This window comes from Xanthomonas fragariae, from assembly GCF_017603965.1.
Lineage (GTDB): Bacteria > Pseudomonadota > Gammaproteobacteria > Xanthomonadales > Xanthomonadaceae > Xanthomonas > Xanthomonas fragariae_A.
Map to the genome: position 1 here is coordinate 3,713,235 of NZ_CP071955.1, position 23,417 is coordinate 3,736,651.

Consider the following 23,417-nt stretch of genomic DNA (forward strand, 5'->3'; position numbering starts at 1 on the left):
CGGATACTGGGCTTGTGCCTAGCGCTCATGGCTGATTTTGCCTGGGCGAGCAGCTCCGCTCCTTGGGAAACAACACTGCGCCTCCTGCTGCTGCAGCCAGAAGGTTCCATAGATTTGGCAAACGCCAAGGTCGCGATCGACCGAATGATTGATCCCTCCATCGACTCTGACGCCACTTTGCGCGAGGTCGATCAGTGGGCAGCGAAGGCGCGGGCCAGGTTTCCAGTCGGTGCGTCGAAGCAAGGTAAAAATGGACCTGCTCATTTCGACGCTCTACGAGCCAGGCCCGTGGAATGACCATCGGCCGTTCGGATACGACTACACCGACCCGTTCGGCCAGGACATCAAGAAAGGTCTGCTGTCGCACTACTTCGCCACGCGCAAGGGCCAGTGCGTCATCATGCCGATCGCCTTGTTGGTCATCGGCCAGCGGCTGGGCTTGCCGTTGACCATGACCACGGCGCCGTATCACTTGATCGTCAAATACGGCGACGAAGAACGGGGCCAGTGGACGAACTTCGAGGCCACCAGCGCCTTGTTCCATCCCGATAGTGGCTACGAGCAGGCCATGAGCATTCCGCCCGAGGCGACGCGCAACGACACGTTTCTACGCCCTTTCTCGCAACGGGAAACGGTGGCCGTGTTCGCAACCGCTTCCCTATTGCCCAACTACCGGGAGAGGAAGCAGGCCGAACGCATGCTGGCAGCAAGCGACTTGATCCTTGCGGCCAACCCCAAGGATGTCAACGCGATGACCTTCCGTGGGGATGCCTACTACCTGCTCATCGAACAGCGTTTCAGGGCCAAGTATCCGAAGGCCGAACAGATACCGTTGGAGCTACGTGCCGAGTATCTGGATTGCAGTAAGCAAAATTTGGGCTGGTACGAAAAGGCCGAGGCCTTGGGGTGGCGCCAATGGGGACCGGCTGAAAGGCAGCGTTACTTGCAACACTTCAATAACATGAAAGTACAGAGCCAAGGGGGTTGGTGATGCATAAGATCCTGACAAGTGGCGCACTGGCATCGGCATTAGCAGCCACCACCGCACACGCTTCTACCGATCCGGTGAAAGCCAACCCGAATACGGGTGCCAGCTTCAATCGCTATTCCTACGCCAATAACAACCCCTACAAATTCACCGATCCGGATGGTAGGGATTGCGTCACAACAGACGGCACGACTACTTGCTCCACGGCGAACTATGTAGTGGCCTTCACTGCGCAAAAGGGCTTCCAGGACTTCACCACGAAGTCTCCGAACTACCATGCGTATAGTGTTCCAGCGAACACACCTGGAAAGACCCTCGAACAAAACCAGGCTTATGTGAAAAACAACCCGACCCCCGGTTTTTCTTCACCTGCGACACCGCAGGGCGCGTTCAATGACGCTACCCCAGTAATTGGCGGTATCAGTCCGGCAGCCATCAGTCCCGTAACGTCTTTCAGCTTGACGAACCAACTCAACGGCCAGCCGGTTGTGGTGAATGTCACGCTCCCCGGGCACCCGCTTGAATCCGGCATCGTGGTACGTCAGCCAACCGTGGATGCTAGCGGCAACTCCACCATCCAGAACTGGGGCGAAGGCACGTCCAAGCTGCAGGCACCTGGAAGCTGGACTGCCAAACCCATCAACGGTGTCTGGACCGAACAGAAGCAAGGAACACCCAATCCCACTGGCTGCGCTTCGGGGAAGGATAGTGCTTAGACTCAACTTCCAAGTGCAACACCCTCATAGCAAGTAAGGTGTTCACATGTCAAAAAGCTATCTCCATCTGAGTGCAGAAGAGCGCGCGGTGCTGCAAATCGAAACACGGCGTGGTCAAAGCTTGCGCTCGATCTCCAGACTTCTGTGCAGAAGCCCATCGACATTGAGCAGGGAGCTGGTCAGGCAGGGCGCCACGAGCTACTGTGCGGCAGATGCGGCCAGGCGTTACAAAGCGCGGCGTCAGCGCAGTGTTCGGCGGCGTAGGCTGACCCCGGGGACGGATTTGTTCCAGCTGGTGCGTGATCATCTTGTGCTGTGGCGCTGGTCGCCCCAGCAGATTGCTGCCAAGCTCTTGATCATGCATCCGGATGATTCTGCCCAGCGCGTCAGCCACGAAACCATCTACGCAACGATCTATGCGCACCCGCGCGGTGGCCTGAAAAAGGAGCTGGTGGAGGCTTTACGCCAGGGCAAGCCTACTCGGGGATTGCGGCGTACGACCGCTGCCAAACGCACCTGGGTGCCGGAGGAACTACGCATCGTGCACCGGCCCGAAGACGTGCGACAGCGCCTGATTCCAGGTCATTGGGAAGGCGATCTGATCAAGGGCGCGTTCAATCGTTCCTGCGTTGGCACGTTGGTGGAGCGCAAGACGCGCTTTGTGGTGCTGTGCCGAATGGACGGCTGCACGGCTGCCGATGCGCTGGAAGGGTTTACCCGCCAGATGAAAAGGCTTCCCGCTTCGATGCGAACGAGCTTGACCTATGATCGCGGGACCGAACTGACGTGTTATGCCGAGCTGATGCAGGGACTGAACATCAATGTGTGGTTTGCCGATCCACACGCGCCTTGGCAGCGCGGAAGCAACGAAAACACCAATGGCCTACTTCGCCAGTTCTTGCCCAAGGGTGCGGATCTGTCCACCGTCAGTCAGGAGTACCTCAATCACATCGCATTACTGATGAACACCCGTCCACGCGAGACGTTGGGATGGAAAACGCCGAGCGAGGCGATGGAGCATGAACTGGCAACTTTCAAATCACGTGTTGCACTTGAATCTTGAGACCACCGTGTCTGCAACAACTAACCCCAAGCGGCTAGTGCTTGGGCTAGCACTGGCGCCCTCGGTACCAGGGTTGCTCATGCTGGCCTTGTCTATGCTCGGAAATCCCAGCGAAGGGATATGGGCACTGAAACTGATTGCGATGATTGCGTATCCCGCAATGCTCGTTATCGGCCTACCCATGCACCTGCTATTTCAGAGCAAAGGCTGGACAAGCGTATGGCCATACCTCATAGCCGGCACGATTACGGGCGCGGCCATCGCCTACTTCGTATTTCCGACGCTACAAGGTGCCGCCAGTGGGCCAGCGACAGCCTCGTCAATCGCTATCGCAGCCATTTGTGCGTTCTTTGGTGCCATCACAGCCGCGACGTTCTGGATGATCGTGCGACCGAATAACAAGTAAGCCCAGCAGCGATGAAATCACCGTCCATTTCCTTAGCTGGTGTCGCTGGCGCTCTACCTCGCCCAGATCCCCCTTTACACGTGCGCAAAGCGGCGCTGACTACGAGAGATGGTGCCGCTTGTCCGAATCGAACGGACGACCTACTGATTACAAATCAGTTGCTCTACCGACTGAGCTAAAGCGGCGATGTCGTACTTCTCTTGCTCAAACCGTGTCCGGCTTGTCCCGCAGTCTACTCGCTGGCAAACCTAAAGCCCTGCCGCGCTTAGCCTTTCGCCCTATCACCACAACAACCGCATCCGAGTTACAAGGCGGTTGCTCTACCAACTGAGCTATGCCGGCAAAGGCAGGCGCGTTGGGCGCCGGTGCGCATTCTAGCGCAGCGCGGAGCAATCTAGCGATCGTTGACGCGTTGCACCTGCCACGCCTTGCAAGGTCGCCACCGCCGCTGTGCTGCGCACATCGATCCACCAGCGCGACTGGCCGGTGCCGCTGGGCACCAATTGCGCCGGAAAACCTGCGCTGACCAGACTGGCTTGGCGTCGCTCGGCGCGCCCGCGACTCTGGTACTGGCCCAGCGCGACGGTGTTGTCCTCGCCTTGCGCGATCACGTAGTAATCGCCCATACCGGCCGCGGCAATGCGCTTGACCCAGGCCTGTGCTGCCGCACGATCGCCCACGTTCGGCAGCATCACCCGGAACGTACTGACCCCGACGTCCTTGTCCTCGCGCACGCTGACACGGCTGGCCTGACCACGAATGCGTGCAAGCGCAGCGTCGGCATCGCTGCGTGCCGCGTACGGCCCCAGGCTGGCGCAGCGCTCGGTAGCGGGGACGGGTACCGGCGTGATGGATGGCGATTTTGGGGCCGACGCCGCTGCAGCGACGTCGGCGGGTGTCTCGGCAACCTTGGCTGTCGCTGGAATCTCTGCCACAACACGCGACGCCTCGGCCACCGCAGTTGTCGATGTAGCAGCCGGCGTAGTTGCGGCGGCGGCGCTAGCAACTGGCGCTGCTGCCTGCACGGCTGATGTTGCCGCAGGCATCGCACCCGGAATCGAAGCGGTGGTCGAAGCCGTGGTTACATCCGCCCCTGGCATTGCCCCCGCCAGTTCCGGCGCCGCATTCGGCAGCAACTCCAGCCGCGCCACACCGGCCGGCTGTGCCGGGGCCACCTGCGCTGCCGGTGATGGCTGTAACGCCCACCACAACGCCACTCCGGCATTGAGGATGACCAGGACAACGATAAGCGGGCGTACGTACATGCGCCGATTCTACGAGGAGGACGAAGACCTCGCCCAGGTCGCCAGTCCATCCAACACCAGTGCGGCGCGGAACATGGCATCGGGCAACAATGGCAGCAACGGTGGCGCGCCGCCGCCATGCACCAGCAAGCGCACCGGCATGCCCAGACTGCGCTGCGCGTGCTGCAGGCTGCGCTCGATCAGCGCGACTGCCGCGCCGTCGCAGCCGGAGGTCAACGCATCGACGGTGTCGTTGGCCAGTTCGACATAATCACCGCCGCTGGCCGGCAATTGCATCGCACGCGCATGCAGCGCCTCGCGCATCGTGGTCGGCGAGGCGGCGATACGGCCGCCGTGATGTTGGCCGTCGGCGCCGAGCACATCGATGGTCAGCGCGGTGCCCACCCCGGCCACCAGCACTGGTGCGTCACCGCGCGCGCCGAGCAGCGCCAGAAAGCGATCCACACCAAAACCGCTCGGGTCTGCATACGCAATCCGGATACCGGCGCATTCGACCGCGGTACGCACGATGCGCACTTGCTCGAAGCGCTGATGCAGGCAGCCGATCATGCGCTCGGTCAATGCGGGGGCCGCCACGCTGGCCACATGCGCGATGCGCCCGGACGGAAGCGCCGACAACGCGGACGCATCCATGACTTCGGCGCCGTGCGCCCACGCCTGCACATCGCCGGCACGGTTGCCGTGCAACGGCGCGTACTTGAACCGCGAATTGCCCAGGTCGAACAACCACTCGCTCATGCAGGTCTCACGCTCACTTCTCCGGAGTGGAACAAGCGCACCGTTTCGCCCAGTTGCACACGCAACGCGCCGTCGGCAGCCAAGCCGAGCGCAATCCCGTGATACCGGATGCCGGCCTCTTCGACCTGCACTGCACGGCCACTCAACACGTCCAGTGCCGTGTAGCGGCTCAGGAATGGCGCCAGCCCCTGCGCTTGGAACAAGTCCAACGCCGGCAATAACGCGGACAACACAGCAGCTACGACGACATCGCGCGACACCGCGCTGCCGGCCAACGTATCCAGATCCACCCACGGCTGATCGATAGTGGCGGCCACCGCAACCGGCATGTGCACGTTCAAGCCCAGCCCGATCACCGCGCGGGCATTGCCGGCCATCTCGCCGCCGCCTTCGATCAACAGCCCGCCCAGCTTGCGCTCGCGCGCCAGCAGGTCGTTGGGCCATTTCAGCCCCACATCGGCGAACCCGCAGCCACGCAAAGCTTCGGCCACCGCCACCCCAATCGCCAGGCTGAGCCCGGCCAACTGGCCCAGCCCGCCGCTGAAACGTCGCGATGCCGACAGATAGATGTGTGCGCCCAGCGGCGAAGTCCATTGGCGGCCACGTCGACCGCGCCCTCCGGTCTGGCGCTCGGCCAACAGCACCGCCACGCCTTGCTCGGGCGCCGGGCAATTCAACAAGGTGGAGTTGGTGGATTCCAGCGTCCAGGCCACGTCCAGTGCAGCCAGACCAGCCGCAGCGTCGGTGGCCATGCCGGCGCGAATCCGTGCAGTATCCAGCAGGTCAAGCGGCGCGGCCAATCGGTAACCGCCCCCTGCCCGCCCTTGGATGTCGACACCGGCAGCGCGCAAATTCTGAATACGCTTCCACACTGCGGCGCGGGTCAATCCGGCATCGCGCGCCAGCGCACCGCCGGATAACCGGCCGCTCGCAAGTTTGGCCAGCAATGCGCGGTCATCCACGGCAAGGTCCCCAAATCGATCCGTGAAAGTATGCGCCAAGCCTCCCCGGGCGCCCAGCGCGGGCTTGCATGAGGGGGTGAAAAGCACGTTATGATCGGCAGCTCACGCCGCTTGCCTGGATATGGACGATGCGCCGAATCACGGTTTGCCTGCTCTTGTTGTTGGCTCCGTTTGCCGCACTGGCATCGGGCAAGCTGGCAGATGGCGATCATGAGAGTTGCGTCAGCACCAACTCTGCGGCACGCGACAGAACGCCGGCCCCCGAGGCGGCGGCAACAGCGCGCAACAGCGCGCACAAGCCCGCGCCGTCCGCTGGCGGAGGTGGCAGCGACAGCGAGTCGTCGTTTCCGCGTATGCGCATGATGCCGCACTGGCATAGCTTTCTGCCGGGCATGTTCCGCTGATCCAGTGGTTGAGGCGCTGGCTGCGCCGGCAGCCGCTCCAGATTCCTGACGCGTTGTGGCAACCGGTGTGCACCGGTTGCGCCTGGGTCGCTGCACTTGATGCGCTCCGCCAGCAACGTCTGCGCGCATTGGCTGCGCGGTTCCTGCAGGAAAAACCATTTCGCCGATCGATGGACTGCCGCTGCCTCCGCACGATCGCGTGCTGTTGGCCGCCACCTGCTGCTTGCCGCTGCTGAAAATCGGTGCGCCCGGCTGGCGCGGTTGGTCGCAGCCGATCGTGTATCCGGATGCCTTCCGCGTACAGCGCACCCATATGGACGCGACCGGCGTCATGCATGCATAGGACGACACGTTGATCGGCGATGCCTGGGAGCAAGATCCGCTGATTGTCAGCTAGGCCGATATGCAGGCCGATCTGGCCGACCCGCATGCAAGCTTCAACGTGATCGTGCACGAGATGGCGCACAAGCTCGATGCATTGGATGGTGCGCCCGATGGCACACCACCGTTACCCCGTGATGCGCAATGCGCATGGGCACCTGACTTCAAGTTGGCACCCGGAAATACCGGCTCCAATTGCACTGGCGACAATGCCCATAATCGACTCAGCAACCCACCGAACAAGCTGCGGTAATTGGTGAGCACCGGGTAATCGCGATTCTGCAGCTGCTGCGCTTGTTAGACTGCAACGTCAGTCAAGCCAACACGTGAGGCGATAAACGGTTGTCGGAACCGAGGCGACAGTGGCCACTGGTTCATCGGGCCAGGCACAACGGTCACAGTCCCGGCGGCAGGGTGACGTTGAAGCGGGCTCCGCCCAGTTCCTGCGAGCGCACCACCTGCAGTTCGCCGCGGTAGGCCTTGATCAGGTCCTGCACAATCGACATGCCGATGCCGTGGCCTTGCACGCGCTCATCGCCGCGCACGCCGCGCTGCAGAATCTTTGCCACATCTTCCGGCGCGATGCCGGGGCCATCGTCTTCCACCGACAGGATCAGGCCAGCGCGACGGTTGCCGGTGGTCGGGCCCGGCTGGGCAGTCAACAGTACGCGGCTGCGCGCCCATTTGAAGCCGTTTTCCAGCAGGTTGCCGAGCAGCTCCTGCAGATCGCCCGGCTCACCGTGGAAACGCGCATCGGGCGAGATATCGAATTCGCACAGCACTCCTTTGACCGAATACACCTTTTCCAACCCACGCACGATTTCTTCTGCGGTCGGTTCGATCGGCAACGGCGCGGCGAACAGCTTGTGACCACTCGAAGCGGCACGTGCGAGTTGATAGGACACCAGATCGTTCATGCGGCGCAGTTGCACGTCCATTTCGTCGTGCAGATCGCGCTCGGACGAACCGCTATCCAGTTGCGTACGCAGCACCGCGATCGGCGTCTTGAGGCTATGCGCCAGATCGGCCAGAGTGTTGCGCTGGCGATCCAGGTTATCGCGCTCACTTTCGATGAAGGCGTTGATGCTCTCGGTCAGTGGTTCCAGTTCGCGCGGATGCTGCTCGCTCATACGCTGGATTTCACCGCGTTGCACCTTGGTCAACTCGTTGATGACCCGCCGCAACGGACGCAGGCTCCACTGCAGAATGAAGGCCTGCAGCACCAGCAGCACCACTCCGGCGCTGCCGAGATAAAACCACACCGCGCCACGGAACACGCGCAGCTGCGCGCCCATCGAACGCGCGTCTTCCATTACATAGATGGTGTACGGGATCTCGCCACCGTGTTCGCGTTCGACATAGCTCACGCCCAGGCCGTAGCGATATAGCTGGCCCAGGCTGCCGTCGATCTGGGTCATTTCCAGCGGACCGATGAACTCTTCCTGGCGCGGCTCAAGCATACGCCCGTGCGGAATGTTGGGGCCTTCAGCCGACATCGAGGTCCAGCTTTCATCCGGGCGCACCACCTCGACATACAGCCCGCCACCGGGGACGTCGAAACGCGGATCGGGCGGCTGTCCACCGATATACAGCGAGCCGTCGCGCACGAAATCGATATTGGCGGCGTACGCCGAGGCGTAGTTCTTCAGCCGCTCGCGCAGGTTTTTTTCTGCGGTGTCCGCAAACGCCACATCCAGCGCGTAACCTGCCAGCGCCAGGAAGGCCACAAGACTGAGGCTCGCGGCAAGTAGCTGGCGGGCCTGCAGGGAGCGCGGACGCCAGCGTTTATACCACTTGGAGCGCACCGCCACCCTATCTTCCTGTTTGCAGACGCGCAGACTCAGCCTTCGGTGCGCGGGATGGCGAAACGGTAGCCGCGACCGCGCACGGTCTCGATCGGCTTGAGCTCACCATCGGGGTCGAGCTTCTTGCGCAGGCGACCGATGAACACTTCCAGCACGTTCGAATCGCGATCGAAATCCTGCTGATAGATGTGCTCGGTCAGGTCAGCCTTGGAGACTAACTCGCCAGCATGCATCATCAGATATTCGAGCACCTTGTACTCGTAGCTGGTCAGATCGACGTTGGCACCATTGACGCTGACCGTCTGCGCTGCCAGATCCAGTGCCACCGGGCCACACTCCAACGTCGGCTTGCTCCAGCCGGCCGCACGCCGCAACAGCGCGTTAACGCGCGCCAGCAGCTCTTCGACGTGGAACGGCTTGACTAGGTAATCGTCGGCACCCTGCTTGAGGCCTTCAACCTTGTCCTGCCAGCTCGAACGCGCCGTCAAAATCAGTACCGGAAATTTCTTGCCCTCGTCGCGCAGCGCCTTGATCAGCTCCATGCCCGACATCTTGGGCAGGCCAAGGTCGATGATACCGACGTCGAACGGCACTTCGCGGCCCATGTACAGACCCTCTTCGCCGTCCTGTGCAGCGTCGACCGCAAAGCCTTCACGCTTCAGACGCGCGGCGAGGGTCTCGCGCAGCGGAGCTTCGTCTTCGACCAAAAGAATACGCATGCACGCTCCCTAGTTACGTTGTCGGCCGATGGCCTGGGGATTTATGAGACTGAACGCAGAACTATCTACGTTCACTGGTTATCGTCGCGTGGTGGCGCGTCCGGTGGCGCCGAACTACGCGGCGGCGGGGCCTGCATCTGCTCCGACTCGTACACGGTGTGCACGCGTCCGTCTTTCATGTACTTGACACGGTTTAGATTGCCACCGTCGAACGGCACCCGCTCGGCTCCAAGAATCTGTCCACCGGTAGACCGCTGCACGTGCCGGATGGTATCCGACAGTGTGGTGCGGCCGTTTGCACGCGCAGATGGCGGCAACGACTCGCTGCCGCCACTCTGCGGCATCGGATATCCCTGGCTCCACGCCAGCGGCGCGGCCATGGCAACCCAGAGGGCAACCAGAGCAACATGGCGAGCGCGGCAGGGCGGTTGAGTCACAAACGAATCCTAGCGGGTTGTTCAGCAACATTCAAAATTCGTGAAGCCGCCCACGCGTTTTGCTGCGGTAGGGCCCAAGATTACGCCAAATTCTTGATTTTTCGGGGTGAATCCGATCTGAACTTTTTGGCTTCGTGTTAACGCCATTCAGTGAAATAAATATCAATTGAGGCCGCAGGCCCCGTGCACACTCAACTGTTCCGGACGTGCCTGCTCGCCAATGGCTAGTGCAGACGCAGCCATCCGGTTAGCTGTTCAGGTCCATGCGAGCTGCGGGCCGACGCTCAGACAACGACACGCCAGGCATGGGAATCGGTGCGCTGCAAGGCCTGCTCGACCAGTTCCCAGCCAGCGTCCGGGCGGTGTGCGCCCTCGCTCAGTATTTGCCGAAACGCCCGTCCACCCGGCTGCCCATGGAACAGCCCCAGCACATGCCGGGTGATGTGCTTCAACGCCAGGCCTTGTTCCAGCTGGGATTGTACGTACGGCTGCAGTGCGCGCAGCAATGATGCGCGCGATTGTTCCGGGCGCTGGTTCAACGCTGCATCCAGACAGTGCAGCATGTAGGGATCATGGTAGGCAGCGCGACCTAGCATGACGCCGTCGGTGTGCCGCAGATGCGCCAGCGCGGTAGCAACGTCGGCAATGCCACCATTGAGTACCACCGGCAGGCTTGGCCGCTCCAGCTTGAGGCGGTAAGCCCAGTCGTAGCGCAGCGGTGGAACTTCGCGGTTTTCCTTCGGCGACAAGCCCTTCAACCAGGCGTTACGGGCGTGCACCACCACCAATGCCGCGCCGGCCACGACCACTTGGTCGGCAAAGTTGGCAAACGCTGCGTAGTCGTCATCGCCGTCCACGCCAAGGCGGCATTTGACCGTGATCGGCAGCGTGGTGGCTGCGCACATGGCGGCAATACAGTCGGCCACCAACGCTGGCTCGCGCATCAGGCAGGCGCCGAAGCGCCCGGCCTGCACGCGATCGGACGGGCAGCCGCAATTGAGATTGATCTCGTCGTAGCCCCATTCCTGCGCAATCGCGGCGGCTTGCGCGAGCAGGGCAGGCTCGCTGCCACCTAGTTGCAGGGCGACTGGATGCTCGACCGGATCGAAGCCGATCAGCCGCGAGCGATCGCCGTGTATCACCGCATTGGCGTGCACCATTTCGGTATAAAGGCGCGCAGACGGCGCCAACAGGCGGTGGAATACCCGGCAATGCCGGTCGGTCCAGTCCATCATCGGGGCGACAGACAGGCGCAGCGAGGCGGCGTAAGCAGTCATCGGTAGAGCGGCCGCAGCAAGCGGCTATCGAATGCGAAGCAGGATCAACAGCTTACACGCACGCCGATGACGCTGCGGCAGTGTGACCGGCACGGGGTCTGTTACCTACCCGCCCCGCTGCATGATCACCTGTTCGCTACGCTACGTGATCGACGTATACCGACTGGCCAGATGCGAGCGTGACGCGCGCTCGTGAATTCCCCTGGTGGCCTGGAGGCGCGTTTTAGCAACCCGCATCACGGCTGCCGTTGTTGCGCGCGGAGCTTCTTTCATCCAGCGCCTGGAAGGCGCAGGCGCTCCGCCTGGATGACACCTGCAGTTACGCGTTACGCAAACCCACACGCTCTTCGACGCTCAGCGGCTTGCCGAGGGCGTGGAACGAGGCGGCCAGCGTGATCAGGGCGGTGCCCATGACCGTGTAAAAGCTCCACGATGTGGCCAGCACGTGCATCTGGCCAAACATTAGCGCCGCGACGGCAGCGGCGGTGCACAGCACTATTGCCAGCAGAGACATCAGGAATGGAATGGAAGGATCGAGCTTCATGGTGGGGGGTTCCAGGGTGCGATAGCCTCAGCATCGGCGTTCCCCGTGCTTTCTTGAACTGTTTTCTGCGCTTTTTTTCAACGAATTTTACATAAGTCAGCGCGCGCTCAGTTTTATGTCAAACCCTTGGCGCACAAAGGTTTGCGCGTCAGAAAACTCCTGACGTAGTGGCATAAAAATTAGCACTGGCGCCAGCGTTCCAACGCACCTGTGGCGGAATACCGGCGGGGTGAAAAATGCGCCTTTTGGGTCACCGACAGGCCCATTCGACGGTTGGCGGGCGACCACCGATACGTGCGGTGCCCTGGCCTCACGGACTTGCTCAGCGCACCGGCGCGGTGGCGAACTCGCCGCGTTGCAGCTTGGTCACATCGTTGCCCTGACCGTCCTTGAGGCTGAGGTCTGCGCCCTTGGCGGCCAACTCCTTGAGGACATCGGTGCGTTGAAACAGCGCCGCATACATCGCTGCGGTCTGGCCGGCATTGTTGCGCTGGTCCGGTGCGCAGTCGGCCTGCATCAGCCGTTTGGCGATGCCCAGCTCGCCCTTGAAGATCGCGCCCATCAGCGCGGTATTGCCACGCTTGTCCTGCGCGCAGGGGTCGGCGCCGGCATTGAGCAGCTGTTCCACCGCCGGGCGCTGGCCGTGATACGCGGCCAGGATCAGGGCGGTATAGCCCTTCTCATCGCGGGTGTTGAGGTCGTAATGCGAGCGGATGAACTCGGCCAGCATGTCCTGCCGGCCTTCGCGTGCCGCGTCGAAAAAATAATCGCGCAATTTCAACATGATCTGCGCGGGGTTGGCTGCTGCATTGGTGGCACTGGTCGGTGACGCAGCGTTGGCAACCGCAGACAGGGTGCAAAACATCAGAACTAGCAGGGTGCGCATGTGGCTCTCCCGGAAAAACGAGAACGGCACCGCGGCACAGGCCGCGATGCCGTTGGATGAATCAGTCCTGCAGGGTAGAGGCCAGCTGCTTGACGCGGGCCAGATCGCCCTTGGCGACGCGGGTCACGCCGGTGCCGTACTCGGGGTCGGCCTTGTACAGGAACGACAGCAGGATATGCTTGCTCTCGGTATCGGTAGGGGCCAGCGACTCGCCAAAACTCTGCACCAGATCGGCACGATCTTTCTTGCTGTAGGACCGATACAGCTCACCGGCCTGCTTGAAGTTCTGCTCGCGGGTAATCTTGGCCTGCTGGGTCGTGCCCGACAACGGCAGCGCACTGTAACGCGCAGCGGTGTCTTGCGGACGCGGCTCAAGGCGGCTCGGCTCGTAGTTCACGCCGCTGGTGGTGTGCCCGGTGTTGGCCTCGCCATCCTGGCTGCCGTTATTGATGGCCACACGCGGGCGGTTGACCGGCAGGCTCAGGCCATTGGTGCCGATGCGATACAGCTGGGTATCGGCATAGGAAAAAATACGGCCTTGGAGCAGCCGATCTTCCGACGGCTCGATGCCCGGCACCAGGTTGGCCGGCGCCATCGCCACCTGCTCGGTCTCCTGGAAGAAGTTGTCGACGTTCTTGTTCAACACCATCTGGCCGACCTTTTGCTCCGGCACGTCCGGCCAGATCTTGGTGGCATCGAGCGGATCGAAATCGAACTTGGCCAGGTCTTCCGGTTTGAGCACCTGCAAGTACAAATCCCACTTAGGGTAATCGCCCTTCTTGATCGCGCCGACCAGATCGTTGGTCAGGTGGCTGTAGTCCTTGGACTGGACCGCGGCAACCTGCTTGGGATCTAGGTTCTTGCTGCCCTGCAGCGTCTTCCAGTGGAACTTGACGTAATGCACTTCGCCCTGCGCGTTGACCAGCTTGTAGGCGTGCACGCCATTGCCATCCATGAAGCGATAGCCGGCGGGTGTGCCTTCGTTGGAATAAAGCAGGGTCAGCGTGCGGGTGGACTCGGGCACATGCGAGAAGAAATCGAAGCGACGCGCATCGTCGTCCAGGTTGGTGCGCGGGTCCGGCTTGAACGCGTGGACCATGTCGGGGAACTTGATCGCATCGCGGATGAAGAAGGTCGGGAAGTTGTTGCCGACCAGATCCCAGTTGCCTTCGCTGGTATAGAACTTGGTGGCGAAACCGTGCGGGTCGCGCAGCGTTTCCGGCGAGTGATTGCCGTGCACCACCGAGGAAAAGCGCACGAACACCGGGGTCTTTTCGCCGGCGCTGAACACCTTGGCCTTGGTCAGGCTGGACAGATCGGCAGTAGCGGTGAATTCGCCCTTGACGCCGGTCCCGCGCGCATGCACCACGCGCTCGGGAATACGCTCGCGATCAAAGCGCTGCAGTTTTTGGATCAGCTGCACGTCCTGCAGCAGGACCGGGCCGGTTGGGCCGGCAGTCTGCGAATTCTGGTTATCCCCGACCTTGGCACCATTGTCGCGGGTCAGAACCGATTGGGCGAAGACCGGCGGGGCGATCAACGTCGGGGCTAGCAGGGCTAGCACCATGAGGGATCCAGGGCGCATGGCGTCAGCTCGTTTGAGGAGGCTCAAATCATGGCTAGCTGGCCGAAGTGTGAGAAATCGTTAATTGTGATCGCTGCGATAGGCCAACATGATGACGACGACATAACGTGACATGTATCGCCAAGTCCACAAGCAATGGGTTGCAGACCGTTGCCATATCGATCGAATGCACGCGTTACCGGCGTCCGCTTTGCATGACGAACGTGCTGACAGCTCTGAGCCAATGCTGCGCTGCAAGGTTGGAAGTGGCGTGATGTAGCTTCGAAGATCTTCTTGATATCCGGTGAGCTTGGTGAAATAAATGAGGTACCTGCCAGGACGCGCATCGTCTTCTGCATGCAGCTGCAGTGATCGATGGCATCGGCGATATTGCGCTCTGCACACGCTGAGTGACCGATGCTGCGCGTCGATCTGCGCGGCGTGGTGCTGCACGATCCGATGATCGCTTGCAGCTTGTCGCATGACTGCATCGGCGCAACACATGCGCCGATGCAGTCATGTGGCAATCAACGCCCGATCACCCGCTTGAAGGGCGGCAACGCGTCGATGATGCGTTTGCCGTAGCGACGGGTGAGCAGGCGCGAGTCGAGAATGATCACCCGGCCGTGGTCGTTGGAACTACGGATCAAGCGGCCGGCGAACTGCGTCAGCGTGCGTAGCGCGTGCGGGATGGCGATCAGGTTGAAGGCGTTATGGCCGCGACTTTCCAGCCATTCGCTCAAGGTGGAGGTCTGCGGATCGGTGGGCACCGCGAACGGCACCTGGGTGATGACCACGGTGGTACAGGCATCGCCGGGCAAATCCAGACCTTCGCCGAAGGAGTTCAGGCCGAACAGCACCGAGCCCTCGCCGGCCGCAATGCGACGCATATGTTCGGCGATCAGTTGCGACTTGTTGCCCTCGCCCTGCACCAGCACGCGGTTGCGCTGCGCCAGCGGCATCAGGTCGGCAACCTTTTCCATCTTCCAGCGCGAGGTGAACAGCACAATGCTGCCTTTGGAAGTCCAATCCAGTTCGCGCACCAGATAACGCGCGACTTCCTTCGGGTGGCCTTCGCGATCGTCTGGCGTGACCGGGAAATCGGGCACGATCAATTCGGCCTGATTGGGCAGATCGAACGGCGAGGCCAACGAGGCCATTTCGGCGTGATCGGGCAAGCCGTTGTCGATGGCGAAGGATTGGAAGTCGCCACCACCGGTCAGGGTGGCCGAGGTCATCACCACCGAATCCACTTCGTTCCAGATCATCGTGCGCAGCACTTGCGCGGCCGATACCGGCGAGCAATGACAGATCAGATCGCCATCGCGCGAGAGCGTGATCCAACGCGCCATCGGCGGCTGGCCTTGCTTGTCTTCGCGCCGCCAGGCGCTCCACAGATTGTGTTGCTGTTCGGCCATTTCCAGCGCCATGCCGAGGCTACGCTGCAAGCGTTCGCGTGCGGAATCGTCCTGCTTGCCCTTGGCGATCGCGCTGTGTGCGGCATGTACCCAGTTGAACAGCGCGTGGGTGTCTTCGCCGAGCTCCTCGATCGCCGGGCCCCACTGCGGCGGCAGCTTGCCGTTGGCCGCACGCCATAACGGATCGCGCTCGCCGGGCTCGGGCTTCCATAGGCGCTCGACTTCGGCATGGAACGCCTTGAGCAACTTGGAGAGGCGTGAGGCCAGTTCGATCGCTTCGCTGGGTAGCAGGTTGCCGATCTTGTCTTTGTCGAACGCGCGGTACGCGGCAGCGATGAGGATCTGCAAGCGACCGGTGCGCTTGGCCATGTCGTCCAGCGGCAGATTCGCTGCGCCCTGGTCGATCGCCACACCGGCGATGTGGTGCCCTTCGTCGAGCACCAGCAGCATGTCGGCCGGCGGGGCGATCAAGGGCTGACCGTTTTCGGCATCGCCCAGCGACAGCGAGGAAAGCAACAGTGCGTGATTGGTGACCACGATCTGCGCTTCGCGTACCTCGGTGCGCGCCTTGAGCACCGGGCACTGCGCCGCGTAGCTGCAACGGCGCCCCGCACAACCAGAGGCAGGGGTGGTGATGCGCAGGCGCAGCGGCACCGAAATCTGTTCGGGCGCGTCGTCCAGATCGCCGTTCCAGCTGCGTTCGGCATAGGCCTTGGCTAGGCGCTTGGCCAGATCGGCGTCGGTCGGGCTGAGCGGGCGGTCGTAGAGCACCTGTTCGTCGTCGAACATGCCTTCCTGGCTGGTCTCGCCCTGCAGCTCGGCAGCGTTGCGGGTGCACAGGTAACGGGTGCGGCCCTTGGCCAGTGCCACGGTCGCTTCCAGGCCGGTCGCTTTCAGGAAGGCCGGAATATCGCGCTCCACCAGCTGCGACTGCAGCGCCACGGTGCCGGTGCTGATCACCAGCTTCTTTTTGGTGGCCAGGGCGATCGGCACGCCGGCGGTGAGATAGCCCAGACTCTTGCCCACCCCGGTGGGCGCCTCGGCGATACCGATGCCGCCGGAGGTGGCCAGCGCGCGCGCGACCAGGCCGATCATCTGGCTCTGCGCACGCCGCGTGGCAAAGCCGGGCGTGTTGGCCTGCAGCTTGGCGTAAGCCTCGCGGATGCCGGCCTTGACCGGCTCGGTAAGGCTGCGCTGGGTAGGGGCGGGAGGGACTGGCGCCGACGGCGCGGCCGGTGGTGCGACTTCACTCATCCGGCTATTTTCGCACGGACCGGCGCGGCGCCTGCGACCGGCATGCCGGACGACTGCTCGCTATGTTTTGTTAGCCGCTTTAAGTGCCGCACCAAATAGTGCCTGCGGCCACCTGACGGTCAAGGCCAGCCCAGAGGCCTCGATCGGGATCATGCGCAGGTGTCCGTGTCGGGCGGCAGCCGTTGCAGACTGCGCGCCAGTGTCCACACCAACACACCGACGCCCACGCCTTGCACGGCGGTCAGCGCAAAGCGACCGACACCCATCACCATGCTGATCTGGCGCACATTACCCTGTTGCAGCAGCAACATCGGAATCGCCTGGAAAGCCGCTTCGGCCAACAGGCAGCCAAGCAGCAGCCACAGCGCGGCCAGCCCGGCGCGTCGCAGCGGCCCGTGCGCAGCGCGCCACAGCAGCACCAGCCCGAGCAGCAACGCGATCAGCAGCGGCACCCGCGACAGCAGGCTGGTGACCAGAGTCAGCAGGATGTCGGTGGTCGTCACGCTGCCCAACTCAATCGGCACTGATCAGTACGGCCTCGCGTGCGCGCAGCGCGGCATAAACCGGGTCGGTATCCGGGCGCAAGCCGTGCCACAGCGAAAAGCTGACGGCTGCCTGCTCCACCAGCATGCCGAGGCCGTCGATGGCGTAACGGCATTGCGCCGCGCGTGCCCAAGCCAGGAAAGCAATGGCGGTGGCCCCGTAGTTGAGATCGACCGCGGCGGTGAGGCTGTTGACCAGACCCAGCGGCAGCGCGAAGGCACCGGCATCGCGGTCGCGACCGGCGGCAGTGGCATTGACGATCAACTCGAAGTCGCCCAGATCGCGCAGATCTTCGATGTAACGCGACACCACCCGCCCCGGTTCGCCCAGCGCATCGCACAACGCATCGGCACGCTCGGGCGAACGGTTCACCACCACCATTTCGGTGATGCCCGCTTCCAGCAACGCTGGTGCCACGCCACGCGCGGCGCCACCGGCGCCCAGCAGCAACACACGGCGCCCGCGCAGGTCCAGGCCGTGGCGATCGGTGAGATCGCGCACCAGGCCAACGCCATCGGTGTTGTCGCCCTGCCACTGGCCGTCATTGCGCACCAGCGTGTTGACCGCGCCGGCCAGACGCGCACGATCGCTCACGCTGTTGGACAACGCACAGGCGGCTTCTTTCAGCGGCAAGGTCACGTTGGCGCCCTTGCCTCCTTCATCGGCGAAGCGTTGCAGCGCGGCGCTGAATTCCTCCGGCGGCGCATCGATGGCGGTGTAATCCAGCGCGATGCCGGTCTGTTTCCCGAAGTCGGCGTGGATGACCGGCGACAGCGAATGGGCGACGGGGTGACCGAACACGGCATAATGGGACACAGGCATGAAACGCTCTCTGGTTGACTAGCTAGATTGTGCGCGACTTGAGGCAGGACACCGCATGCAACTTCGATGGACGCTGCTCGCGCTGGCGGCAAGTTTACTCTGCGTTCGGTCTGCTTCGGGACTTGCCGAGTTCGGCAGCGAAGGCATGGTCGTATCTCCACGCCGGCCAATGAGGCGCGCACCACGCTGCGCCCGGAACTGCTGATGAGAAAACCAAGCGCGGGCCGGACAGACAAAACATGACGAAACGCTCGAGATCAGGCATCGCGGCACGCTGAAAGTGCAGCGTACAAGACGTGCCGATGCCGGACTTGAAGATGCGCGACAGCAGACGAAAACGGCGGCGCGGTCGCCGATGACCGGGCTCAATACACATCGCGCCGATAACGGCCTGCTGCGGTCAACGACTCCAATCGTGCATCGCCCAGGAGTTCGCGCAACGTGGCATCGACCTCGCGGGCCATGCTGTCCAGACTGCCGCACACGTAGATCACCGCGCCGCGATCGATCCAGTGCCGCGGCGCATCGCCGGCATCGCGCAGCTGGTGCTGCACATAACGCTTGTGTGCCTGATCGCGCGAGAACACCCAATCCAGCTGCTGCAGATGGCCGTTCGCCTGCCACGCCTGCAGCTCATCGGCAAACAACGCGTCGTGCGCGGCGTGACGTTCGCCGAACAGCAGCCAGTGCCCGTGCACGCCGGCCAGTTCGGCATCGCGCAGCAGGCCGCGCAAGCCTGCGATGCCGGTGCCGTTGCCGATCAAGAGCATCGGCGCCGATGCAACGCGATGAAAGCCGGGATTGCGGCGCAACCGCGCGCGCACCGGTGCACCGGTGGGTGCATGGCAAATCAGCCAACCCGAGCCCAGACCGGGGCTGCCATCGGCGCGCGTCGTCAGGCGCACCACCGCCATCGCCGTGCCGTCGGCCGGTACGCTGGCGAGCGAATAGTCGCGCGTTGGCAGCCAGGCGCAGGCATCCAGCCACGCCTGTGGATCGGGCTGCGGCGTTGGCGGCCGTATCAGCGGCTCCGGCAGCACGCGCTCGGCGGCAGCCTGCTGCAGCGGCAGCAACTGCGCATTGACATGCACCAATGCATCCGGCGGCAGCCCCCAGCCGACCAGGCACGCACGTACGTGCGCATACGCATGCGCAGGCTGCACTTCGAGAATATCGCCGGCCTGCCACTGCGCGCCGGCAGGCGGCTGCAGGTCGATCCGCCAGATCGGTGCACCTTCGCTGCCGGGGTTGAGATGCGTGCGCGACGACAGTGTCCATTCGGTCAGGATCGGCCGCGTCAACGGTACTGCCGTCACCGGCGCACCGGCGATCTGCTCCAATTGCGCATGCCATTGCGCCAGCGCCTGCGGGTCGGTGTTGTCCATCTCTACTGCGGGAAACAACGGCCGCGCACCTTGCATGTTCAACCACTGCTCGATGCGCCGCGAAAACCCGCAGAACTGCGCGTATTGACGGTCGCCCAAGGCCAGTACCGCATAAGCCAACTGCGGCAATGCCAAGCGCTGACGCAACACCACGCGTTCGAACCCGCGTGCTGCATCCGGCGGTTCGCCATCGCCGAAGGTGCTGACCACAAACAGCGCATGCCGGGTGCACTGCAGGTCCTGCGCCTGAAGCTGCGCCAGCGAGCGCACCTTCACCGGCAGGCCGGCCGCCTGCAGATGCCCGGCCGCCTGCCAGGCGAGCCGTTCGGCAAATCCGCTCTGGCTGGCGAACCCGACCAACCACGGCTCGGCCTGAGAGGCCGGCGGCGTGCTTTGCAACAACTCGCGTGCGGCACGCAATGCGCACTTCTTGCGGCGGCGATCCAGGTACAGCATCCAGCCGGTGACGAAGAACACCGACATGCCGACACTGGCCAGCATCACCACGATGCGCCCCGGCAGGCCGAAGAAACTGCCCGAATGCAGCGAAAACATGCTGACCAGCAATTGCTGCCCGCGGGGCAGCAGCGCGTAGTGCTGACGACGTAGCAACGCACCGCTGCCTGGCTCGATTTCCAGAGTGTCGTAGGCGCGATCGTGGTCGGGATCGTTCGGCAAAAACCGCACACTCAGCGGTTGCCCGGCTCGGGTCGGAAGACGCACATCCAGTGCTGTGCTGCGAGTGCCCGCAATACCATCCAGGGTGCGCTGCAAGCGGGCGAAATCCACCGTGGCCGGGCGACGATCGCGCCCGTCGCCGCGCATCGTCGGCTCCTTACCGAGCAAAACCATCATGCCGTCGCGGTACCAGGTGTAGGACCAGGTCAGCCCGGTCAGCGCGACCAGCAAATACACCAACAGACACCAAGTACCGAGCACCGCGTGCAAGCTCCACAGAAAACTGCGCCCCTGCCGTCGCCATTCCACCACCCACCAAGTACGCAGACGCCACCAACGTCGCGGCCAACGCAGATACAGACCAGACGCGCACAAAAACAGCAGGATCAAGGTGCTCGCGCCGGTCACCGCCTGACCGCGCTTGCCGGCGGTCAGATGGCGATGCAGATCTTCGATAAAAGCAAACGCGGCGCTCAGTCGCGGGGCCGCGACCTTTTCACCCGTATAGGGATCCAAGTACACGCGACCGCCGCCCTTGCCGGCCAGACGTGCGGTGGACGGACGTCCGCCGGTGGGATCGATCAACATGCGCGTGATCGCCTGCTGCCGCCCCAGATCGAGTCGCTGAACCAGCACATCCACCGGCAATGCCCGCTCGCCTGCTGCCTGCCGATCGGCCAACTGCGCGATGGCCGGATTGGCCAACCGCACGATCTCGTTTTCGAAAGACATCAACGCGCCAGTCAGCCCCATCACCGACAGCACCAGACCGGCGGTGATGCCGAGCAACCAGTGCAGTTGGAATAGCACCGTCTTGAGCACGGGCGAGCAGCCTGGAACTATTGGCTTGCCAGTGTAGATGAGAATCGTTATCGGAGCTTGGTGGGCCAGGTTGTCGCGATGGCGTCATTCGCCGAGTCAGATGGGCAGATCAAGAAGCCTTAAGCGCGAACCGACGCCGGCCAAAGCCTGCGGTAAGGATCACGGCAGGACCGGCATCGCTTCACTTCACCGCACAGACGCGAGTAGTGGGGTCGGCGTACTTGGGAGACACGAGACCAACGCCTCCCACCCATCAACCACATCGACGCGCTCAGCCCTCGCGCAACCAACGCGCCACTTGGGGTGCAAAGTAGGTGAGCACGCCATCGGCACCTGCGCGCTTGAAGGCTATCAGCGCTTCCAGTACGCACTTGCGCTCGTCCAGCCAGCCATTGGCGGCGGCCGCCTTGAGCATCGCGTACTCGCCGCTGACCTGATACGCAAACGTCGGCACGCGGAATTCTTCTTTCACCCGACGCACCACGTCCAGATACGGCATGCCCGGCTTGACCATGACCATGTCCGCGCCCTCTTCCAGGTCCAGCGCAATCTCGCGCATCGCCTCGTCGCTGTTGGCCGGGTCCATCTGATAAGTGGTCTTGTCGGCCTTGCCGAGGTTGCCGGCGCTGCCCACCGCATCGCGGAACGGGCCGTAGAACGCCGACGCGTACTTGGCCGAATACGCCATGATGCGGACATCGAGATGATCGTCGGCATCCAGCGCGCGGCGGATCGCACCGATGCGGCCATCCATCATGTCCGAAGGCGAAATGATGTCCACGCCAGCCTGCGCATGCGACAGCGACTGCTTGACCAGCGCCTCGACGGTGATCTCGTTGAGCACATAGCCTTTGTCGTCGATGATGCCGTCCTGGCCGTGGGTGGTATATGGATCCAGCGCCACGTCGGTCATCACACCAAGCTCGGGGAAACGCGCCTTGAGCGCACGCACCGCACGCTGCGCCAGACCGCCCGGATTCCAGGCTTCGGTCGCATCCAGACTCTTGCCGGACGGGTCGATCACCGGGAACAGGTCGATCACCGGGATGCCTAGTTCCAACGCCACTTCGGCCTCGCGCAACAGCTCATCCAGCGACAAGCGCGCGACGCCCGGCATCGACGCGATCGGTGCGCGGCCAGGCAACTCATGCACGAACACCGGCCAGATCAAGTCATCGGTGGTCAGCGTGTTTTCGCGCATCAACCGACGCGAAAACGCATCGTGGCGCATGCGGCGGGGGCGATAGTGAGGATGGGCCATCATGGGCTCCTGTCAGCAACCAGCAAGTTTACGCCCGCCACCTTGCGCAGGACGCGCTGCGCCGCTCGCCTTGGCGGCCACCACCCAGCACCCGCACCGCACCGCTGACCACCAACGCATCTCATCCCAACGTGGATGACACACTCTAGATTACGCCACCGCCCAGGCTCAGACGGATCACCCCGACCACGATCACAAGGCCGTTGAGCAGCAAGCCGGTCTTGGCGCGGCCGCGGTTGCCGGCCGAAGTGAGCAACACCGCGATCGCGGCAATCGCTGCGCCCACCGCCGCAAACGGAATCAGCAACCAATTGCCCCAGCCCAGGAACGGGATGAAAGCCAGCACCATCCACAGCAGCGCCACGATACCCCACAGCAGGCTGATCAATCCCACGTGCCACCTCGCCTTTCGAAGAATTTAAGACCAGAGCTTAGCGTTGCGCCCGCCAAGATGCCGTGCGCGGGCGGTCATCATGACCGATGGCGGCTTGGCGGCAGCCTCACGTGGGCATGGCTAGGGTGCCGCAAAGTCCGGCGCGATTCAGTCCAGGCGCCCAATCATCGCTGTCACTGTCGTTACACAGGTGCCACATCATGAACAAGCACGTCGTCATCGCAGCTGCACTGGCCATGCTGCTGGCCAGCTGCGCCAGTAGTTCCAAGGTGATGCTGGGTCGGGCGCGTGCGCCGATCGACCCGGCGCAGGTCCAGGTATATTCCAACGCCCCGGTGGGATCGGTGGAAATCGCCCAGCTCGAATCCACCAGCGCGGCCGGCTTTGGCACTCAAGGTCAGACCGACGCGGCCGTACAACGTCTCAAGCGCGAAGCCGCCAAACTCGGCGCCAACGGCGTGGTCATCGTCGGCGTCGGCTCGGAACGCTCCGGCGGCGGCCTGTCGGTCGGAGGTGGCAGCTACGGTGGCCACGTTGGCGGCGGGTTGGGAATCGGCATCCCGACGACTCAGAAGCACGCAGCGGGTCTGGCGATCTGGGTGCCGGCACAGGCACAGACGCCGCAGTCGACACAGCCGTTACCGCCGCAGGAACGATGAGCGTCTCTGGCCGGAGTGACCTACGC

Annotated in this window: 23 protein-coding genes, 1 tRNA gene and 3 pseudogenes; 9 read left to right on the forward strand and 18 right to left on the reverse strand. The window is 63.1% G+C overall.

What is annotated here, in order from left to right; genetic code table 11:
* Nucleotides 1-27 precede the first annotated feature (27 nt).
* The 5 genes from J5I97_RS20170 to J5I97_RS17735 all read left to right on the forward strand — a co-directional run bounded on the left by J5I97_RS20170 (nucleotide 28) and on the right by J5I97_RS17735 (nucleotide 3,173).
* Nucleotides 28-297 (forward strand): hypothetical protein, encoded by a 270-nt coding sequence (locus tag J5I97_RS20170; RefSeq protein ID WP_238135573.1) that lies wholly within the window; start codon nucleotides 28-30, stop codon nucleotides 295-297.
* Complete coding sequence (locus J5I97_RS17720; RefSeq protein WP_238135574.1) at nucleotides 251-991, forward strand: transglutaminase family protein; 741 nt, start codon at nucleotides 251-253, stop codon at nucleotides 989-991. Before J5I97_RS20170 ends, J5I97_RS17720 begins: the two co-directional genes overlap by 47 nt.
* Nucleotides 991-1,704, forward strand: a complete 714-nt coding sequence (locus tag J5I97_RS17725; protein WP_208587922.1) for a hypothetical protein — start codon at nucleotides 991-993, stop codon at nucleotides 1,702-1,704. The genes J5I97_RS17720 and J5I97_RS17725 overlap by 1 nt, the downstream gene beginning before the upstream one ends.
* Before the next feature lie 46 nt (nucleotides 1,705-1,750).
* Nucleotides 1,751-2,767: an IS30 family transposase gene (locus J5I97_RS17730; RefSeq protein ID WP_208586408.1), complete on the forward strand. Its 1,017-nt coding sequence runs from the start codon at nucleotides 1,751-1,753 to the stop codon at nucleotides 2,765-2,767.
* Between the two features lie 79 nt (nucleotides 2,768-2,846).
* A complete protein-coding gene (locus J5I97_RS17735) occupies nucleotides 2,847-3,173 on the forward strand; it encodes a hypothetical protein (protein WP_208587924.1) in 327 nt (108 codons plus the stop codon).
* Nucleotides 3,174-3,282: 109 nt separating this feature from the next.
* Here the strand turns inward: J5I97_RS17735 and J5I97_RS17740 are convergent.
* The 4 genes from J5I97_RS17740 to birA all read right to left on the reverse strand — a co-directional run bounded on the left by J5I97_RS17740 (nucleotide 3,283) and on the right by birA (nucleotide 6,177).
* A tRNA-Thr gene (locus tag J5I97_RS17740) sits at nucleotides 3,283-3,358 on the reverse strand.
* Nucleotides 3,359-3,547: 189 nt separating this feature from the next.
* Nucleotides 3,548-4,438, reverse strand: coding sequence for an SPOR domain-containing protein (locus J5I97_RS17745; protein ID WP_208587926.1), 891 nt, complete (start codon nucleotides 4,436-4,438; stop codon nucleotides 3,548-3,550).
* A gap of 9 nt (nucleotides 4,439-4,447) precedes the next feature.
* Nucleotides 4,448-5,176 carry a type III pantothenate kinase gene (locus J5I97_RS17750; RefSeq protein ID WP_208587928.1) on the reverse strand — a complete coding sequence of 243 codons (729 nt, stop codon included), beginning with the start codon at nucleotides 5,174-5,176 and terminating at the stop codon, nucleotides 4,448-4,450.
* Nucleotides 5,173-6,177, reverse strand: a complete 1,005-nt coding sequence (gene birA / locus J5I97_RS17755; RefSeq protein ID WP_345776684.1) for a bifunctional biotin--[acetyl-CoA-carboxylase] ligase/biotin operon repressor BirA — start codon at nucleotides 6,175-6,177, stop codon at nucleotides 5,173-5,175. Before birA ends, J5I97_RS17750 begins: the two co-directional genes overlap by 4 nt.
* A gap of 89 nt (nucleotides 6,178-6,266) precedes the next feature.
* Here birA and J5I97_RS17760 point away from each other — a divergent pair, with 89 nt between their 5' ends.
* Nucleotides 6,267-6,542, forward strand: a complete 276-nt coding sequence (locus tag J5I97_RS17760) for a hypothetical protein (protein WP_208587931.1) — start codon at nucleotides 6,267-6,269, stop codon at nucleotides 6,540-6,542.
* Nucleotides 6,543-6,550: 8 nt separating this feature from the next.
* Nucleotides 6,551-7,098, forward strand: a pseudogene (locus J5I97_RS17765) (zinc-dependent peptidase); the annotation flags it as partial.
* On the opposite strand, the pseudogene J5I97_RS20175 reads toward J5I97_RS17765, so the two are convergent.
* The 11 genes and pseudogenes from J5I97_RS20175 to aroE form a co-directional block, all read right to left on the reverse strand.
* Nucleotides 7,095-7,220, reverse strand: a pseudogene (locus J5I97_RS20175) (DUF1501 domain-containing protein); the annotation flags it as partial. The pseudogenes J5I97_RS17765 and J5I97_RS20175 sit on opposite strands and share 4 nt — an antisense overlap.
* Nucleotides 7,221-7,318: 98 nt before the next feature.
* The gene (locus J5I97_RS17770) at nucleotides 7,319-8,689 is read right to left on the reverse strand and encodes an ATP-binding protein (protein WP_108780134.1); all 1,371 of its coding nucleotides are present in this window, start codon (nucleotides 8,687-8,689) and stop codon (nucleotides 7,319-7,321) included.
* A 74-nt stretch (nucleotides 8,690-8,763) separates the two neighbouring features.
* The gene (locus J5I97_RS17775) at nucleotides 8,764-9,447 is read right to left on the reverse strand and encodes a response regulator transcription factor (protein WP_002808458.1); all 684 of its coding nucleotides are present in this window, start codon (nucleotides 9,445-9,447) and stop codon (nucleotides 8,764-8,766) included.
* Between the two features lie 71 nt (nucleotides 9,448-9,518).
* Nucleotides 9,519-9,827: a hypothetical protein gene (locus J5I97_RS17780; RefSeq protein ID WP_238135576.1), complete on the reverse strand. Its 309-nt coding sequence runs from the start codon at nucleotides 9,825-9,827 to the stop codon at nucleotides 9,519-9,521.
* A 341-nt stretch (nucleotides 9,828-10,168) separates the two neighbouring features.
* Entirely contained in the window at nucleotides 10,169-11,161 is a 993-nt protein-coding gene (dusA, locus tag J5I97_RS17785; protein ID WP_208587935.1) for a tRNA dihydrouridine(20/20a) synthase DusA, read from the reverse strand.
* 319 nt (nucleotides 11,162-11,480) lie between these two features.
* Complete coding sequence (locus J5I97_RS17790; protein WP_208587937.1) at nucleotides 11,481-11,705, reverse strand: hypothetical protein; 225 nt, start codon at nucleotides 11,703-11,705, stop codon at nucleotides 11,481-11,483.
* Between the two features lie 322 nt (nucleotides 11,706-12,027).
* Nucleotides 12,028-12,591, reverse strand: coding sequence for an ankyrin repeat domain-containing protein (locus J5I97_RS17795; protein ID WP_208587939.1), 564 nt, complete (start codon nucleotides 12,589-12,591; stop codon nucleotides 12,028-12,030).
* Nucleotides 12,592-12,652: 61 nt separating this feature from the next.
* Nucleotides 12,653-14,158 (reverse strand): catalase KatB, encoded by a 1,506-nt coding sequence (gene katB, locus J5I97_RS17800; protein ID WP_208591806.1) that lies wholly within the window; start codon nucleotides 14,156-14,158, stop codon nucleotides 12,653-12,655.
* Nucleotides 14,159-14,682: 524 nt separating this feature from the next.
* Nucleotides 14,683-16,827: an ATP-dependent DNA helicase DinG gene (gene dinG / locus J5I97_RS17805; RefSeq protein WP_208587941.1), complete on the reverse strand. Its 2,145-nt coding sequence runs from the start codon at nucleotides 16,825-16,827 to the stop codon at nucleotides 14,683-14,685.
* Between the two features lie 149 nt (nucleotides 16,828-16,976).
* Nucleotides 16,977-17,351 carry a hypothetical protein gene (locus J5I97_RS17810; RefSeq protein WP_208587942.1) on the reverse strand — a complete coding sequence of 125 codons (375 nt, stop codon included), beginning with the start codon at nucleotides 17,349-17,351 and terminating at the stop codon, nucleotides 16,977-16,979.
* Nucleotides 17,341-18,192: a shikimate dehydrogenase gene (gene aroE / locus J5I97_RS17815; RefSeq protein ID WP_208587944.1), complete on the reverse strand. Its 852-nt coding sequence runs from the start codon at nucleotides 18,190-18,192 to the stop codon at nucleotides 17,341-17,343. The genes J5I97_RS17810 and aroE overlap by 11 nt, the downstream gene beginning before the upstream one ends.
* Before the next feature lie 55 nt (nucleotides 18,193-18,247).
* Here aroE and J5I97_RS17820 point away from each other — a divergent pair.
* A pseudogene (locus J5I97_RS17820) lies at nucleotides 18,248-18,390 on the forward strand (TolB-like protein); the annotation flags it as partial.
* A 167-nt stretch (nucleotides 18,391-18,557) separates the two neighbouring features.
* Here J5I97_RS17820 and J5I97_RS17825 read toward each other — a convergent pair.
* From J5I97_RS17825 to J5I97_RS17835, 3 genes are all read right to left on the reverse strand, one after another.
* Complete coding sequence (locus tag J5I97_RS17825; protein WP_208587946.1) at nucleotides 18,558-21,077, reverse strand: PepSY domain-containing protein; 2,520 nt, start codon at nucleotides 21,075-21,077, stop codon at nucleotides 18,558-18,560.
* 271 nt (nucleotides 21,078-21,348) lie between these two features.
* Nucleotides 21,349-22,338 (reverse strand): porphobilinogen synthase, encoded by a 990-nt coding sequence (gene hemB / locus J5I97_RS17830; protein WP_208591807.1) that lies wholly within the window; start codon nucleotides 22,336-22,338, stop codon nucleotides 21,349-21,351.
* Between the two features lie 145 nt (nucleotides 22,339-22,483).
* Nucleotides 22,484-22,726, reverse strand: a complete 243-nt coding sequence (locus tag J5I97_RS17835) for a hypothetical protein (protein ID WP_208591808.1) — start codon at nucleotides 22,724-22,726, stop codon at nucleotides 22,484-22,486.
* Between the two features lie 206 nt (nucleotides 22,727-22,932).
* On the opposite strand from J5I97_RS17835, the gene J5I97_RS17840 reads away from it, so the two are divergent.
* On the forward strand, nucleotides 22,933-23,391 hold the full coding sequence (locus J5I97_RS17840) for a hypothetical protein (RefSeq protein WP_208587948.1): 459 nt from the start codon (nucleotides 22,933-22,935) through the stop codon (nucleotides 23,389-23,391).
* Nucleotides 23,392-23,417: the final 26 nt, after the last annotated feature.